This window comes from Mannheimia sp. (genome assembly GCF_056854775.1).
On the sequence record NZ_JBXGGI010000009.1, the window covers coordinates 50,687 to 66,003 of the forward strand.

General features: G+C 42.4%; 17 protein-coding genes and 1 tRNA gene. 13 read left to right on the forward strand and 5 right to left on the reverse strand.

Annotated features, from left to right (window positions below; translation table 11 throughout):
• Positions 1 to 165: 165 nt before the first annotated feature.
• From mglB to ACJHV0_RS00835, 4 genes are all read left to right on the forward strand, one after another.
• Complete coding sequence (gene mglB, locus ACJHV0_RS00820) at positions 166 to 1,155, forward strand: galactose/glucose ABC transporter substrate-binding protein MglB (RefSeq protein WP_025236884.1); 990 nt, start codon at positions 166 to 168, stop codon at positions 1,153 to 1,155.
• Positions 1,156 to 1,225: 70 nt separating this feature from the next.
• Positions 1,226 to 2,725, forward strand: coding sequence for a galactose/methyl galactoside ABC transporter ATP-binding protein MglA (gene mglA / locus ACJHV0_RS00825; protein ID WP_025236883.1), 1,500 nt, complete (start codon positions 1,226 to 1,228; stop codon positions 2,723 to 2,725).
• Positions 2,726 to 2,739: 14 nt separating this feature from the next.
• Complete coding sequence (gene mglC / locus ACJHV0_RS00830; protein ID WP_025236882.1) at positions 2,740 to 3,750, forward strand: galactose/methyl galactoside ABC transporter permease MglC; 1,011 nt, start codon at positions 2,740 to 2,742, stop codon at positions 3,748 to 3,750.
• A 144-nt stretch (positions 3,751 to 3,894) separates the two neighbouring features.
• Positions 3,895 to 4,344 (forward strand): pseudoazurin, encoded by a 450-nt coding sequence (locus ACJHV0_RS00835; protein WP_283386725.1) that lies wholly within the window; start codon positions 3,895 to 3,897, stop codon positions 4,342 to 4,344.
• Positions 4,345 to 4,380: 36 nt separating this feature from the next.
• On the opposite strand, the gene torD is transcribed toward ACJHV0_RS00835, so the two are convergent.
• Genes torD through ACJHV0_RS00850 form a run of 3 tightly spaced genes read right to left on the reverse strand, consistent with a single transcriptional unit; the run spans position 4,381 to position 8,063 of the window.
• Positions 4,381 to 4,956, reverse strand: coding sequence for a molecular chaperone TorD (gene torD, locus ACJHV0_RS00840; protein WP_483133100.1), 576 nt, complete (start codon positions 4,954 to 4,956; stop codon positions 4,381 to 4,383).
• Complete coding sequence (gene torA / locus ACJHV0_RS00845; protein WP_483133101.1) at positions 4,953 to 7,433, reverse strand: trimethylamine-N-oxide reductase TorA; 2,481 nt, start codon at positions 7,431 to 7,433, stop codon at positions 4,953 to 4,955. Before torA ends, torD begins: the two co-directional genes overlap by 4 nt.
• Positions 7,434 to 7,445: 12 nt before the next feature.
• A complete protein-coding gene (locus ACJHV0_RS00850; RefSeq protein ID WP_483133108.1) occupies positions 7,446 to 8,063 on the reverse strand; it encodes a pentahemic C cytochrome in 618 nt (205 codons plus the stop codon).
• A 190-nt stretch (positions 8,064 to 8,253) separates the two neighbouring features.
• Here ACJHV0_RS00850 and glyQ point away from each other — a divergent pair, with 190 nt between their 5' ends.
• From glyQ to xerC, 9 genes are all read left to right on the forward strand, one after another.
• A complete protein-coding gene (glyQ, locus tag ACJHV0_RS00855; RefSeq protein ID WP_025236878.1) occupies positions 8,254 to 9,162 on the forward strand; it encodes a glycine--tRNA ligase subunit alpha in 909 nt (302 codons plus the stop codon).
• Positions 9,162 to 9,425: a hypothetical protein gene (locus ACJHV0_RS00860; RefSeq protein ID WP_483133102.1), complete on the forward strand. Its 264-nt coding sequence runs from the start codon at positions 9,162 to 9,164 to the stop codon at positions 9,423 to 9,425. Before glyQ ends, ACJHV0_RS00860 begins: the two co-directional genes overlap by 1 nt.
• Positions 9,426 to 9,457: 32 nt before the next feature.
• A complete protein-coding gene (locus tag ACJHV0_RS00865) occupies positions 9,458 to 9,799 on the forward strand; it encodes an endonuclease domain-containing protein (RefSeq protein ID WP_483133103.1) in 342 nt (113 codons plus the stop codon).
• Positions 9,800 to 9,854: 55 nt separating this feature from the next.
• Positions 9,855 to 10,118, forward strand: coding sequence for a hypothetical protein (locus ACJHV0_RS00870; RefSeq protein ID WP_483133104.1), 264 nt, complete (start codon positions 9,855 to 9,857; stop codon positions 10,116 to 10,118).
• Positions 10,119 to 10,140: 22 nt separating this feature from the next.
• Entirely contained in the window at positions 10,141 to 12,207 is a 2,067-nt protein-coding gene (gene glyS / locus ACJHV0_RS00875; RefSeq protein WP_483133105.1) for a glycine--tRNA ligase subunit beta, read from the forward strand.
• Between the two features lie 74 nt (positions 12,208 to 12,281).
• Positions 12,282 to 12,719 (forward strand): hypothetical protein, encoded by a 438-nt coding sequence (locus ACJHV0_RS00880; RefSeq protein ID WP_483133106.1) that lies wholly within the window; start codon positions 12,282 to 12,284, stop codon positions 12,717 to 12,719.
• Between the two features lie 42 nt (positions 12,720 to 12,761).
• Positions 12,762 to 13,220 carry a hypothetical protein gene (locus ACJHV0_RS00885; protein WP_483133107.1) on the forward strand — a complete coding sequence of 153 codons (459 nt, stop codon included), beginning with the start codon at positions 12,762 to 12,764 and terminating at the stop codon, positions 13,218 to 13,220.
• A 68-nt stretch (positions 13,221 to 13,288) separates the two neighbouring features.
• A complete protein-coding gene (locus ACJHV0_RS00890) occupies positions 13,289 to 13,579 on the forward strand; it encodes a DUF5377 family protein (protein ID WP_334256449.1) in 291 nt (96 codons plus the stop codon).
• 82 nt (positions 13,580 to 13,661) lie between these two features.
• Positions 13,662 to 14,573, forward strand: a complete 912-nt coding sequence (gene xerC / locus ACJHV0_RS00895; RefSeq protein WP_483133109.1) for a tyrosine recombinase XerC — start codon at positions 13,662 to 13,664, stop codon at positions 14,571 to 14,573.
• Here xerC and ACJHV0_RS00900 read toward each other — a convergent pair.
• Positions 14,570 to 14,947, reverse strand: a complete 378-nt coding sequence (locus tag ACJHV0_RS00900; RefSeq protein WP_025236868.1) for a YbaN family protein — start codon at positions 14,945 to 14,947, stop codon at positions 14,570 to 14,572. The two genes, xerC and ACJHV0_RS00900, sit on opposite strands and share 4 nt — an antisense overlap.
• Positions 14,948 to 15,107: 160 nt before the next feature.
• Positions 15,108 to 15,197 (reverse strand) — tRNA-Ser (locus tag ACJHV0_RS00905).
• Positions 15,198 to 15,317: the final 120 nt, after the last annotated feature.

Consider the following 15,317-nt stretch of genomic DNA (forward strand, 5'->3'; position numbering starts at 1 on the left):
TAAATATTCAAAAAGCCGCCATAGAATTAAAAAATCCTCCACTTTGTCTTAATTCTGTGAGAATGATCACGGATTGTTTTACAAAAATGGGTTATTCTTCGCACCAAGTTGCTTATGGTAAGCAATGAATATGTCAGGATAAACATATCAAAAGAGGTGATTTCTATGAAGAAAGCAGTATTAAGTGCAGTGGCAATGGCAGTAGCATTAGGTGCGACTATCAGTACAGCACAAGCTGAAAATCGTATTGGTGTAACTATTTATAAATATGACGATAACTTTATGGCATTAATGCGTAAAGAGATTGAAAAAGAAGGTCAAGCTCAAAAAGTTCAGTTATTAATGAACGACTCGCAAAACACCCAATCTATTCAAAACGACCAAGTTGATGTATTGCTTTCTAAAGGCGTTAAAGCATTAGCAATCAACTTAGTTGACCCATCAGCGTATAAAACTATTATCCAAAAAGCGAAAGGCGAAGATGTACCTGTTGTGTTCTTTAACAAAGACCCGGGTGCAGCGGCAATTGATAGCTATCCGAAAGCATACTATGTGGGTACAGATCCGAAAGAATCCGGCTTAATCCAAGGTGATTTGATTGCCAAACAGTGGAAAGCAAACCCAGCATTAGACTTAAACAAAGACGGTAAAATCCAATTTGCGTTATTAAAAGGCGAACCGGGACATCCGGATGCGGAAGCTCGTACCAAATATGTTGTTGAGGGCTTAAAAGAAAAAGGCATTGAAAGTGAACAAATCTTTATGGATGCAGCATTATGGGATGCAGCTCAAGCAAAAGATAAAGTAGATGCGTGGTTATCAAGCGGTAAAGCGAAAGATATCGAAGTGATCATTTCTAACAATGACGGTATGGCATTAGGTGCGTTAGAAGCAACTAAAGCACACGGTAAAAAATTACCAATCTTCGGTGTTGATGCGTTACCTGAAGTACTTCAGTTAATCAGCAAAGGTGAAATTGCAGGTACAGTATTAAATGACGGCGTAAATCAAGGTAAAGCGGTTGTTCAACTTTCTGCAAACTTAGCAGACGGTAAAGATGCAGTTGCAGGTACACAATGGAAATTGGAAAACCGCGTAGTGCGTATTCCTTACGTTGGTGTTGATAAAGACAACTTATCCGAATTTTTAAAATAATTAGCACTTTATGGCACGAGTGATGATACTCGTGCCTTTTTTTCGAGTTTTCGATATAACAGGGTGAGATATGACAGGCGAAGTACTACTCACAATGACGAACGTTAGCAAGTCGTTTCCGGGTGTGAAAGCGTTAGACCGAGCTAACTTAACGGTAAAATCCCATAGTGTTCACGCCTTAATGGGTGAAAATGGGGCAGGGAAATCAACCTTGCTAAAATGTCTCTTTGGGATCTATGCCAAAGATGAAGGCGAGATTCTTTTTCTCGGCAAACCGGTGAATTTTAAAACCTCAAAAGAGGCATTAGAAAATGGGATTTCAATGGTTCACCAAGAGTTGAACCTGGTAAAACAAGTAACTGTAATGGATAACCTATGGTTAGGACGTTATCCGTTAAAAGGTCCTTTTGTGGATCACGACAAAATGTATCGTGATACTAAAGCGATTTTTGATGAATTAGATATTGATGTTGATCCACGTGAGAAAGTGGCGAAATTGTCTGTATCACAAATGCAGATGATCGAGATTGCTAAAGCTTTCTCTTACAACGCCAAAATTGTGATTATGGATGAGCCGACTTCTTCGCTTTCAGAAAAAGAAGTTGAGCATCTGTTTAAAATTATTCAAAAACTGAAAGACAGAGGCTGTGGCATTATCTATATTTCTCACAAAATGGACGAAATTTTTAAAATTTGTGATGAAATTACCATTTTGCGAGACGGTAAATGGGTAAATACCGTTGCTATTAAAGATACTTCAATGGATCAAGTGGTTTCAATGATGGTAGGGCGTGAGCTAACTCAACGTTTCCCGGAAAAAACCAATTTACCAAAAGAAGTAATTCTTGAAGTAGAGAATTTAACGGCAAAAAATCAACCTTCTATCCAAGATGTTAGCTTCAGCTTACGCAGAGGGGAAATTTTAGGTATTGCAGGCTTAGTTGGGGCAAAGCGTACTGATATTGTTGAAACCATTTTCGGTGTGCGAGATAAAGCAAGCGGTAAAATTACCTTAAACGGCAAAGAAATCAATAACCGTAACGCATTTGATGCGATTAATAACGGCTTTGCTCTCGTAACAGAAGAACGTCGCTCAACGGGGATTTATGCAAACCTAAGTATTGAGTTTAACTCATTGATTTCAAATATGAAGTCTTATCTAGGAAAATTCGGTTTGCTGAGCAATAAAAAAATGAAAAGCGACACCCAATGGGTAATTGATTCGATGAATGTAAAAACTCCATCGCATCAAACACATATCGGCTCACTTTCCGGCGGTAACCAACAAAAAGTGATTATCGGGCGTTGGCTCTTAACCCAACCTGAAATTCTGATGCTTGATGAACCCACTCGTGGTATTGATATTGGGGCAAAATTTGAAATTTATCAGCTGATTTTAGAGTTAGCAAATAAAGATAAAGGGATCATTATGATCTCATCGGAAATGCCCGAATTACTAGGGGTAACAGACCGGATTTTAGTGATGAGTAACGGTAAAGTGGCGGGCATTGTTGAAACTGCCAACACCTCGCAAGAAGAAATCTTGCAACTCGCAGCAAAATATTTATAGACAAGGAGTGAAGTATGTCTGCTTTACAACAAAATAGAACACTCGATTTTTTTAAACAAAATGCGATTTACTTCGTATTATTAATCTTACTTATTGTGATTATTGTGCAAGACCCAAGTTTCTTGAGCTTGCGTAACTTCAGTAACATTTTATCGCAATCTTCTGTGCGTCTTATCATTGCACTAGGTGTTGCAGGCTTGATTGTAACACAGGGTACAGACTTATCCGCCGGTCGCCAAGTTGGCTTGGCGGCGGTAATCTCAGCCACTTTGTTACAATCAATGGAAAATATGAACAAAGTTTTCCCGAACTTATCCGAAATTCCAATTCCTGTTGTAGTTTTAACGGTTTGTGTGATTGGTGGACTTATCGGTTTATTTAATGGTTTTGTGGTAGCTTATCTCAACGTAACACCGTTTATTGCCACAATGGGGACGATGATTATTGTTTATGGGATTAACTCGCTTTACTACGATGCCGTAGGCTCATCGCCAATTGCAGGTTTTAGCGATGACTTCTCAAGTTTTGCACAAGGTTTCTTCCGCTTTGGCGACTTTAGGCTCTCCTACATCACTATTTATGCTGTGATCGCCACCATTATTATGTGGACGTTATGGAATAAAACCCGTTTCGGTAAAAACGTATTTGCAATTGGTGGAAACCCGGAAGCAGCACGCGTTTCTGGTGTAAACGTACCGCTTAACTTAATGGGTATTTATATGCTTTCAGGCATCTTCTACGCATTCGGCGGTATGTTAGAAGCAGGTCGTATCGGTAGTGCAACCAACAACTTAGGCTTTATGTATGAAATGGATGCAATCGCAGCTTGCGTAGTAGGTGGCGTATCATTTGCAGGTGGTGTGGGTACAATCATCGGCGTAGTAACCGGGGTGCTTATCTTCACCGTAATTAACTATGGTTTAACCTACATCGGTGTAAACCCTTACTGGCAATACATCATCAAAGGTGGCATTATCATCTTAGCGGTAGCAATTGACTCACTCAAATACGCGAAGAAAAAATAATTCATTTTGATTGAATAAACATCGGGGCAAAGTAATTTGCCCCTTATTTTTATGCAAGCGGTTATATTTGAGGAAAAATTTGCAAATACTTTTCGGCTGGATTAAAGTGCTAGACAGGCTTGTTTGAAAACATAGGAGAGATATATGGTTAAGCAAACTAAGTTAGGGCAGTTGGCATTTTTATCGCTTGCGTTTTTTTCGGTTTCAACATTCGCCGCTCATCACGAAATCAAAATGCTAGATAATAATGCAGAAGGCGGTATGGTATTTGAACCGGGTTATTTGAAAGCAGAAGTGGGTGATACAATAACTTTTATCCCAACCGACAAAGGGCATTGGGTGGAAAGCCGTGCGATTCCGGAAGGGGCGGAAAAATTTCTTTCTAAAGAAGATGAAAAATTTACCCTTACGCTTACCCACGAAGGCGTTTATGTTTACTATTGCCCGCCACATCGTACAATGAATATGAGTGGAATTATCCAAGTAGGTAAGCCTGTAAACCGTGAAGCGGCACAAAAAGAAGTCGAAAAAATCGAAAAACGCACCAAAGAAAATTCAGGACGTTTGTTTGATTACTTCGATCAAATACAGTAAGAAATTCCCTCAGAGATAAGCTTTGAGGGAATTTTGTTATCTTAAAACATCCAACAAAAAACGAACCAAAATCGGGTAAAACCTTGTTGTGATGTTCGTCTTTTCCGTTTTTTCTTCCAGCTGCGGTAGCCAAGTCAGCAGTTGATTTTTGATGAAATCGCTCGCTTCTTGGTGCTTGTTTTGCTCAATAAGTTGGATCAAAACTTCCAAATACACTACAAGATGATCGCTAGGTTCGTTGGTTTCTCGGTTGAGTTGGAGTTTGAAGCGATCTAAATAATGATCCATTTTCGCTAAATTTTCGGAGAGAGTAGGATCAGTTAAATAAGCAGAAGCATAGGGTAGAGCTGAGGATCTACCTTCAAGCAAAAAGCATTGGGCGAAATCAGCAGCTAATTCTAAACGTGGATTTTCAAATAAGCCGAGCTTTTGAATTTCCTCCGCTAAGGCTTTGCTTTGGGGGGCAAAGCCAATTTCAGCCAGAAATGCAAAAAATTGTTGAAATTCGACCGCTTGTAAGGCTTGTAACTGCTCGTTTGAGAGTTCTCGTGCGAGTAGATTACGCAACCATTGCAGCAGTAGTAGCTTTTCTTCTTTTGCTAATGGCATCATAAACGCTCTACCTCAATCGCTCCGCTAAAACCGTTCGGTACTGGGGCTTCGCCTTGCCATTTTTCTACATTCACTAGGCAGGTGCTTACACAAGTTGCTTGAGAGAGTTTAGATGAGCCAATATCCAGAGTGAGCGTGTTTGGGCTGCCGTAGGTGTCTAATGCACCGATGGTTTCATCAACAGGTGAATACCAAGCCCCTTCTTGTAATCGAACCACGCCGGTGGGGAAGTTGTCTGACAGTACCGCTCCCACCAAAACTTGCCCTCGCTCATTAAAAACTCGCACTAAATCACCGTCTTTAATGCCTAATTTTTCTGCATCTTGCGGGTTCATATAAAATGGTTCTCTGCCCTGTACGCTGTAAGTTTCACGTAAACTTTTTGATTCACAAAGCTGTGAATGCAAACGTTTGTCGGGGTGGCACGATTGTAACCAGAAAGGATATTGATCCGATTTCGGTCCGCCGTGTGAGCGTTCTGCTTTTTCGAACCACATTGGGTGTCCTTTGCAGTCATCATAGCCATATTTGGCAATTTTAGTGCTGTAAATTTCAATAAAACCCGATGGTGTGCCTAATGCGTGTAGTTCAGGATCTTCTCGGAAGTCTTTGTGCCGAACCCAAGCTTTACCTTCGGGGAACAGCACAAAGCCTGCTTGCCAAAATTCATCGAAGGTTTTTGGCATTTCAAATTTGCCTCGATTAGCTCGGCGACATTCGGTATATAAGCGGTTTAGCCAGCCTTTTTCATCAAGGTTTTGGCAATATTCCTCTGCCTTTCCTTCGCCATAACGGCTGCATAAATCTTTGAAAATCTCAAAATCAGGGCGAGATTCATACATCGGCTCAACCAGTTTTTGCATCGCAATAATACCTCTATTGCTGTATGAGCCGTAGGTATCAATGTCGTTTCGCTCAAATGGCGTACAAGCAGGCAACACAATATCGGCAAAGCGGCAAGTTGCCGTCCAACTGTAGTTGATAGTAACCACCGTTTCGAGTTGTTGGAATGCCTTTTTCATTTTGTTGAGATCAGATTGTCTGCTCCATTGGTTGCAACCTGTGAAAATTGCCATTTTATAAGGGGCGTAAACAATTTTTTTGCCATTGTAATCAATGGTTTCACCTGCGTGTAGTAAAGAGTCTGTGGCACGAGCAACAGGAATAACCTCACTGTAACCGTTATAATTTTTATTGCCGTATTTTGGTTTTTGATCTTCATCTAGGTTAGACGGGAAAGAACCGGGCGTTGCTGCACCGGAGCTGGAAACACCAATCGAGCTATAGTGATGAGCATAACTAATTCCACCGCCCGGCAAGCCGATTTGTCCTAACATTGCTGCCAGTACTGCTCCCATCCAATAAGGCTGCTCGCCGTGTTGTTGGCGTTGAATTGCCCAGCCGAAAATCAGCTGTGTACGTTTTCCTGCCAGCATACGGGCAAATTCACGGATTTTATTCGCAGAAATACCACAAATTGGAGCAGCCCATTCAGGTGTTTTTTCGATTTTATCTTCTGTTTCGCCCAATAAATAAGGCACAAATTTTTCAAAGCCTAAAGTGTAGACATCAAGAAAAGCTTTATCGTATAAATTTTCTTCATATAAAGTGTGAGCAATTGCCAGCATAAACGGCATATCTGTCTGTGGATTAACATAAAGTTGCTCGCAACCTAAGAAATTTTGAGTTTTGTTTTTAACCGGATCAATAGAAATCACATTGATTTTTTTCTCCGCTACTTTTTGTTTGAGTTGCTCTAAATATCCATAGGCTTCGTGGGTTTCGCAGTTCCAACCCACTTGTAAATTTTTCACCGGGTCGCTTGCCCAGAAAATCAGATTTTCCGTCTCTTTTAAGATAATTTCCCAAGATGTCCCTTGCGAGTAAACCTCTGTACTGCCTAGCACATAAGGCAGAATGGTTTGCCCTGCACCGGTGGAGTAATCACCTACCGAACTAACGCTTGAGCCGTGCATCGCAATGGCTCTAATCATATGATTTCCACAACTATGGAACTGCCCGGAAGAACGCCAACCCACATTCGCCGTATGCAACGCCCAAGGTCCGTAATCTTTTTGAATACGTTCCAGCTCTTCATAGAATAAATCTAATGCTTCTTTCCAGCTCACACGCACAAAGCGATTATCGCCACGCTGTGTACGATTGCTGTTTTGGCGGTTTTTAAACCAATCCACACGCACCATTGGATAACGTACACGAGCTTCGCTATAAAGTAGATCTTTAATGCCGTTAATCATTTCAGACGGGTGTTTATCATACTCGAAAGGCTTGATTTCAGTTACTCGTCCATTTTCCACTCTGGCACGCACAGCCCCCCACTGACAACCTGTGATTTTCCAATCACTTACGGGTGTACTATTGGCTTTTGCTTCACGAGGAACAAGAAAATTCGGCATTGCAAATGCACCAGCCATAATCGACATATTTTTTAAAAACTGACGGCGAGAATGTAGCATAATCTTTCCTCTCTATTTTGTGGAATTTGCATCAGAAGCATTCATTTGAAGATAGCGAAGTACTTGTTTTTGTGTGGCTTCGTCCATATCAGTAAAGCCAACCATACCGTTAAATACAGCAATCCATTCGTTTGCATCGTGCATTTTGGTATCACGCTGTTTGTGGCAAACACTACACTCCGTTTTATAAGTATTTTGTGCGTTTGCCCAGAAATCAGTTAAATCTTGGGTAAATTCTGAATTTTCTACCCATACTTTCATTTTTACCTTCTGCCAGATTAAACCTGTGTTCGGATCTTCTTTATCTGCCAAAATGTCTAATGGTGGGTTATTGCTGATAAAAGATTTTTCAAAGACAGCATCGGTAATATTTTTAGCAAAATCGTGATACCAAATTCGCCCGAAGCCTTTAGTTTTTCGCCATAAATTTAGCTCAATTTCGGAGGCTTTTGCCGTTGTTTGCACTAGCTTAATTTCAGCTCCTGCTTCTAACTGCCCGATTTTTTGCGTTAAATTTTTATCGGCAAATAAGGGGAGAATTTCAGTGGTGTAACTTGTTGGACTGGCAAAAGAGAGTATTGGCGTGAGTAACCCCAATAGGTAGAGAACGATTTTCGATAATGATTTCATCATAAACCCCACACTTAAATCAGACGAGAAAACTAGGTTATATCTTACACAAATTGAGCAAAAAAGTGTTGATTTACATCATAAAACCGCTTTTATAAAATTTTTGCAAAAAAATCCCAAAAAATGACCGCTTACAGGCTATAATAACCAGCATTTTTCTACCGTTTTTCAAATTAAAGAGTAAATAGTAATGAGCGAAAAATTTAACGTAAAAACTTTCCAAGGAATGATTTTAGCCCTGCAAGATTACTGGGCAAGCAAAGGTTGTACTGTGGTTCAACCTTTCGATATGGAAGTGGGGGCGGGTACTTCGCACCCGATGACCTGTTTGCGTGCATTAGGTCCTGAGCCGATGGCGTTTGCCTATGTGCAACCGTCCCGCCGCCCGACAGACGGTCGCTACGGAGAAAATCCGAACCGTTTGCAACATTACTACCAATTCCAAGTGGTGATCAAACCGTCTCCGGACAATATTCAAGAACTCTATTTAGAGAGCCTGAAAATGCTCGGTTTCGACCCAACCCAAAACGACATTCGTTTCGTGGAAGACAACTGGGAAAACCCAACACTGGGTGCGTGGGGTTTAGGTTGGGAAGTGTGGTTGAACGGTATGGAAGTTACCCAATTTACCTACTTCCAACAAGTCGGCGGCTTAGAATGTAAGCCGGTAACAGGCGAAATTACCTACGGCTTAGAGCGTTTGGCGATGTATATTCAAGGCGTCGATTCGGTGTATGACCTTGTTTGGTCAGACGGCGAACTCGGCAAAACCACCTACGGCGACGTGTTCCACCAAAACGAAGTAGAACAATCCACCTACAACTTCGAATACGCCGATGTGGATTTCCTGTTCCAATGCTTCGAACAGTACGAAAAAGAAGCGCAATACCTGTTAGGCTTAGAAAAACCGTTACCATTACCGGCGTACGAACGCATTTTAAAAGCGGCTCACAGCTTTAACTTGCTAGACGCACGCAAAGCGATTTCGGTAACTGAACGCCAACGCTACATCTTACGCATTCGTGCCTTAACCAAAGGCGTGGCGGAAGCGTATTATGCAAGCCGTGAAGCGTTAGGGTTCCCGGGTTGTAAAAAATAATGACAAAACCGATTTTATACTTCGCCCACTGGTGCCCTGACACCGACCCCTTTGTAGCTGAATTAGAACGCTTGGGCGTGGAATTTGACGAATGCGACATCACCAAAGGCGGCTCAACCCTAAAACCGTTTTTACGCCTGCGTGACCGCCACCCCGCATTCGATAACGCCAAAGCCAACGGCTACATCGGTATTCCGGCGTTGCTGTTGGAAGGGGATAAAGTGGTGTTGGATTTGGCTGAATTAGAAGGGATTTTTGGCTAACAAGCGGTGAAATTTAGCGGAAATTTTGCAAAATGAGACCCTATGCGAAATCGCTTAAACCCAATTCGCAAACGTTGCGAAATACGCAGACCGAAGCTGAAAAACGGTTGTGGTATCGAGTGCGGAATGATCAGCTTGGTTTTCGATTTTATCGGCAAAAACCGCTGTTAAGTTATATTGTCGATTTCTACTGCCCGAAAGCAAAATTAGTGATTGAACTCGACGGCAGCCAACATTATGAACCTGAACATCAGGCGAATGACAAAATCCGAGATGCGGAATTGGCATCGTTAGGATTGACGGTTTTGCGGTTTGATAATTACCGAGTGATGACGGAGATTGACAGTGTGATTGAAGAGATTTGGCAGAAGTGAAAACGGAGAGCTGAATTAGAATATTGCACTTATACTTCGTACTTATGGAGGATATATGTTTGATTGGTTGATAGTAGGAGGCATAGTAATTAGTGGTTACTACGTGATCAAAGCCTTAAATGATATTACAGGAAAAGATTTTGAAGCCTATAAAATTCAATATCCTGAATTAGTTAAAAATGGGACTGTCACTTGTTGTAAATGCGGTAGTAATTCAATAGCCCTATTGAGAGATAGAGAAGGTAATCTGATACTTAACCAAATCATGGTTCATCAATGCCGTACCTGTGGGTGTAGATTGTATTTTTCAAAAAATTAATATTGATATTAGAGTAAACAAAATGACAACACAAAACTTCCTTGCCGAGATCGGCACAGAAGAGCTGCCACCGAAGGCACTCAAAAAATTAGCGACCGCATTTGCGGAGAATGTTGAACAAGAGCTTAACCAAGCAGGGCTTGCTTTCGAGAAAGTCGAATGGTTTGCTGCCCCTCGCCGTTTGGCGGTGAAGGTGCTGGGTTTGGCGGACGCTCAACCGAGCAAAGAAATCGAGAAGCGTGGTCCTGCAGTGTCGGCGGCGTTTGATGCCGAAGGCAAGCCGACTAAGGCGGCGGAAGGCTGGGCGAAAGGCTGTGGAATCACGGTTGAGCAAGCCGAGCGTATTGCGACCGACAAAGGCGAATGGTTGGTACATCGTGCGGTGATTGAAGGTCAGCCGACCAAAAATCTGTTGGTCGATATTATCGCTAAATCGCTGGCGAACTTGCCAATTCCGAAAACAATGCGTTGGGGCGATAAAACCGAGCAGTTCGTCCGCCCTGTGCATACCGTTACCCTTTTATTTGGCGCTGATCTAATTGAAGGCGAGATCCTTGGGGTGAAAATTGGTCGCACCATTCGTGGACACCGTTTCCTTGGTGAACGTGAATTTACTATTGAGAATGCCGATCAATATCCACAACTACTGAAAGATCGTGGTTCTGTGGTGGCGGATTTCAACGAGCGTAAAGCGTTGATCCTTGCAAAATCCCAAGAAAAAGCAACCGCTTTGGGCGGCGTGGCGGATATTGAAGAAGACTTGCTTGATGAAGTGACTTCACTTGTTGAGTATCCAAACGTACTTACCGCCAAATTTGAAGAGCGTTTCTTAGCTGTGCCTGCGGAAGCGTTGGTTTATACGATGAAAGGCGACCAAAAATACTTCCCGATCTATTCAAAAGACGGCAAATTGTTACCGCACTTTATCTTTGTATCGAACATCAACCCGGACGATCCAAGCAAGATCATCGAAGGTAACGAAAAAGTGGTTCGCCCACGTTTGACCGATGCGGAGTTCTTCTTCAAAACCGACTTAAAACAGAAGTTAGAAGACCAACTTCCACGCCTTGAAACCGTGTTGTTCCAACAACAGCTCGGCACATTGCGTGACAAAACGGCTCGTATTGAAGCCTTAGCTGGCGAAATCGCTGCTCAAATCGGTGCAGATCAAACCAAAGCGAAACGTGCTGGCTTGCTCTCAAAATGCGACCTGATGACCAATATGGTGTTTGAATTTACCGACACCCAAGGTGTAATGGGTATGCACTATGCCCGTCACGACGGCGAAGATGAAGAAGTGGCGGTTGCACTTAACGAGCAATATATGCCACGTTTTGCCGGAGACGACTTGCCGAATAGCCTAGTGGCTTGCTCGGTGGCGTTGGCGGATAAATTCGACACGCTCACGGGGATTTTCGGTATCGGTCAAGCACCAAAAGGCAGTGCCGACCCGTTCGCTCTACGCCGTGCGGCATTAGGTTCTCTGCGTATTATTGTGGAGAAAAACCTGCCGTTGGATTTAACCGAAATCGTGGCAAAATCGACCGCACTTTTCGGCGATAAGCTAACCAACAAAAACGTGGTCGATGAAGTGGTTGATTTTATGCTCGGTCGTTTCCGTGCGTGGTATGAAAGCGAAGGCATTGCAGTGGATGTAATTCAATCTGTGCTTGCCCGCCGTCCAACCAAACCAGCAGATTTTGATGCCCGTGTGCGTGCGGTGTCGCACTTCCGTGAATTAGACAGTGCCGAAGCCCTAGCCTCAGCAAACAAACGTGTTAGCAACATTTTAGCGAAAGCGGATATTGCGATTGGCGAAATCGATTTGACCGCTTGCGTTGAGCCGGCGGAAAAAGCGTTGGCGGAAAGCGTATTAGCGTTAAGAACCGAGGTTCAACCGCTGATTGCTAATGGCGACTACACGGCGGTGTTAGACAAATTGGCGAACTTACGCCAACCGGTCGATGCGTTCTTTGACGGTGTGATGGTGAATGCCGAAGATCAAAAACTCCGCCAAAACCGCTTAGCGATTTTAAGCACACTACAAGGCTTGTTCCTGCAAGTGGCGGATATTTCGCTATTACAATAATTTGTAAAATTTTCCTGAAAATAGTCCGCTTGCAAGGGGTCTATTTTGTATCAAAATTTGCACAAGGAAAAAAGATGATAAAATTACTGTTCTTGCTCTCGCTATTTTTTACTGCACAGGTGACTGCGTTCGCCCCGAGTGAAGACGGCTTTGCCCGTGCCGCAAAAGCCTTGCAGAAAAATGATTTGAAACAGGCCGCGGAAATTTGGCTTCCCCTTGCCGAACGTGGACAAGCTGGTTCGCAAATTCATTTCTATTATGTGATTACCCAAGATCTGGAGTTAGCTAAATCTAACCCGAAAGTCATCCCTTTCTTGAAAAAATCGGTTAAATATAATGAATGGGAACAGATTTTGCTGTGGAAAATTTATACCGAACAGCAGGAATTTGAAAAAGCAGACTACTGGCTGAAAAAACTGGGTAAAACCAAAGAAGAAGCGGAGCAACTTTTTCAGAAAGAGAAAGCTGATGCCAAAACGGTGTTGGATGATTTTATGAAGTTGTATCCATAAAAATAGGGCTTACAAGCGGTCTTTTTTACAAGGAAATTTACTATGAAACGTTATTTAATTTCATTTGCTTTACTTGGGGGTAGTGCATTCAGTTCGGCAAATGAGACGCTTATTACCTTATTTGAATGCACTACGAATAAACAGCAGCATTTGAGTTTGATTGCCTCGAAAGGTCCTACGTTAAATTTTATGCGGCAGGGCGAGGTAGAATATCAGCAAGATATTGATAAAGCCTATTTGCATCAATACGCCAACGGCACACAGCTTATGGTTCCACATAACGGTAAATGGTATCTCTTCGAAGAAACCCAAGCGACTACCGGTTTTACCCACGTTGAGTTGGTGGTTCGTAATGCGAAAACCGGGCAAGTGTTGGAATATCAAGAGTGTGAAAGTGATGTTATTTCCCTCATTCCTCGACTCTCAACCAATGATGTAAAGCCGATTCCCGATGATTTGGCGGAATGGTTATTTGAAGTGTCGAATAAATATGTTCCGTAATCAAAGCTAGTAAATTCTGCCTAGCTTGATTAAAATACCCTAGATTTTATAAAAATAAGGAAAACACAATGTCAGTAAAAACCGAAGTTTTATTTAGTAATCATTGGAATGTGCGAGTGAGCGATCCGGGCTTTGAGGGTTCAATCAGTCATTATTTTGAAACTGTTTATATTACGCTTGAGGCACATATTAACGGGGAAAGTGTGCAATATGAGTTTACTCGCAAGGTGGAAGATGAAGTGAAAATTCATCGCAGTTTTACCGATATTGATGAGTTATTTGAGTTTTTAGGCGAATATTTAAGCCCTGTGGCACTTGGTAATGTCGGCGTGCGTATCGGTCGATTAGGTTTGGCTTAATTACTGATAAATACACTGAATGGGCAGATTATCTGCCCATTTGCAAAATTTCGTTAAAATCCTACCGCTTGTAAACCAGCCTATGCAAACCAATAACCCCCTTTTCCAACAAACTCAGCCTTATTGGGATTTTCTGCAAATTGAAAAGCAGGTCAGCCCACATACGTTGAGCAATTATCAACGCCAGTTAGCAGCGGTGAGTGAGTTGTTTTCGCAGGCAGGGATTGAGCATTGGGAAGAAGTGGAAAGTAGCTCTGTGCGTTGGATGCTCAGCCACAGTCATAAACAGGGGCTAAGTGCGAAAAGTATCGGCTTGCGGTTGGTGGCGTTGCGGCAATGGTTTGTCTATCTGATTAAAGTTGGGCGAATGAGTGCAAACCCGACTTTAGGTGTGAAATCGCCGAAAGTAGGCAAGCATTTACCGAAAAATATTGATGCCGAGCAGGTCGGGCAGTTGCTTGCGATTGAAAGCGATAAGCCAAGCGATTTGCGTGATCTTGCAATGATGGAGTTGATGTACAGTTCTGGCTTGCGGTTGTCAGAATTGCAAGGGCTGGATTTGGGCGATATGGATTTATCGGCAAAAGAGGTTCGGGTGCAAGGTAAGGGCAGTAAAGAACGCATTGTGCCGATTGGCTCGCAGGCGTTAAATACACTGAATCGCTGGCTCGAGGTTCGTTCGCAATTTAAGCCACAAGATAATGCGGTATTTTTGAATAAGCGAGGGGGACGGTTGTCGCACCGCTCCATTCAGTTAGCGATGAAAAAGTGGGGCGAGCGTCAGGGATTAGAAAGTCATCTGCATCCACACAAATTACGCCACTCTTTCGCCACGCATATGTTGGAGGCGAGTGGAGATTTACGGGCAGTTCAGGAATTATTGGGGCACAGTAGCCTTTCGACTACGCAAATTTACACTCACTTGGATTTTCAACATCTTGCCAAAATTTATGATTCTGCACACCCAAGGGCGAGAAGAAAGAAAGAGGATTAAGGCTTTATCGGCTCGGCAGGAAGGGTTTTCATTTTGCAGAAGAAATACCAATATTGAATAATCACTAATACTGCAACAGCGATTTTCCCACCAATATGTGGTAAGGTTAAAAAGGCAAATAGCGTAAACGGAAAGGAAATTGCTAAAATTGTGATTTTTTGCTTCATCGTCATTGCCCGTTTCTCATCATATTCTTGCAAATATTTTTTATACAGTTTGGTTTGAATAAACCACAAGTGCATTTTCTCTGAACCTTTGGTAAAACAGAATAAGGCTAAGAGTAAAAAAGGTGTAGTAGGCAGCCCTGGTAAAACTGCACCAATAGCCCCAAGCCCGATGCAGATAAACCCGCAGATAATATAAAGTAATTTCATCGCAATTAATTGTACTTTAGTTTTTGAGAATAAATCGCAATTATACTAAAGGAAGCGAAAAAGGATTTCAAACTATTTCTATGATAGTAAGCGGTTTCTTTTTTCAGATTTTTTGCAAATAGAAATAAAAAAACCTGTTGAATAATCAACAGGTTAAATATGGCGGAGGAAGTGAGATTCGAACTCACGGAGGGCGTTAACCCTCGCCGGTTTTCAAGACCGGTGCATTCAACCGCTCTGCCATTCCTCCGGGTTGAAAGTCTATTAAATTGTTGTTCTCTTAAAAGAGAAAATCTGCTGATAAACATCAGCAGACTTAAATTCGATGGCGGAGGAAGTGAGATTCGAACTCACGGAGGGCGTTAACCCT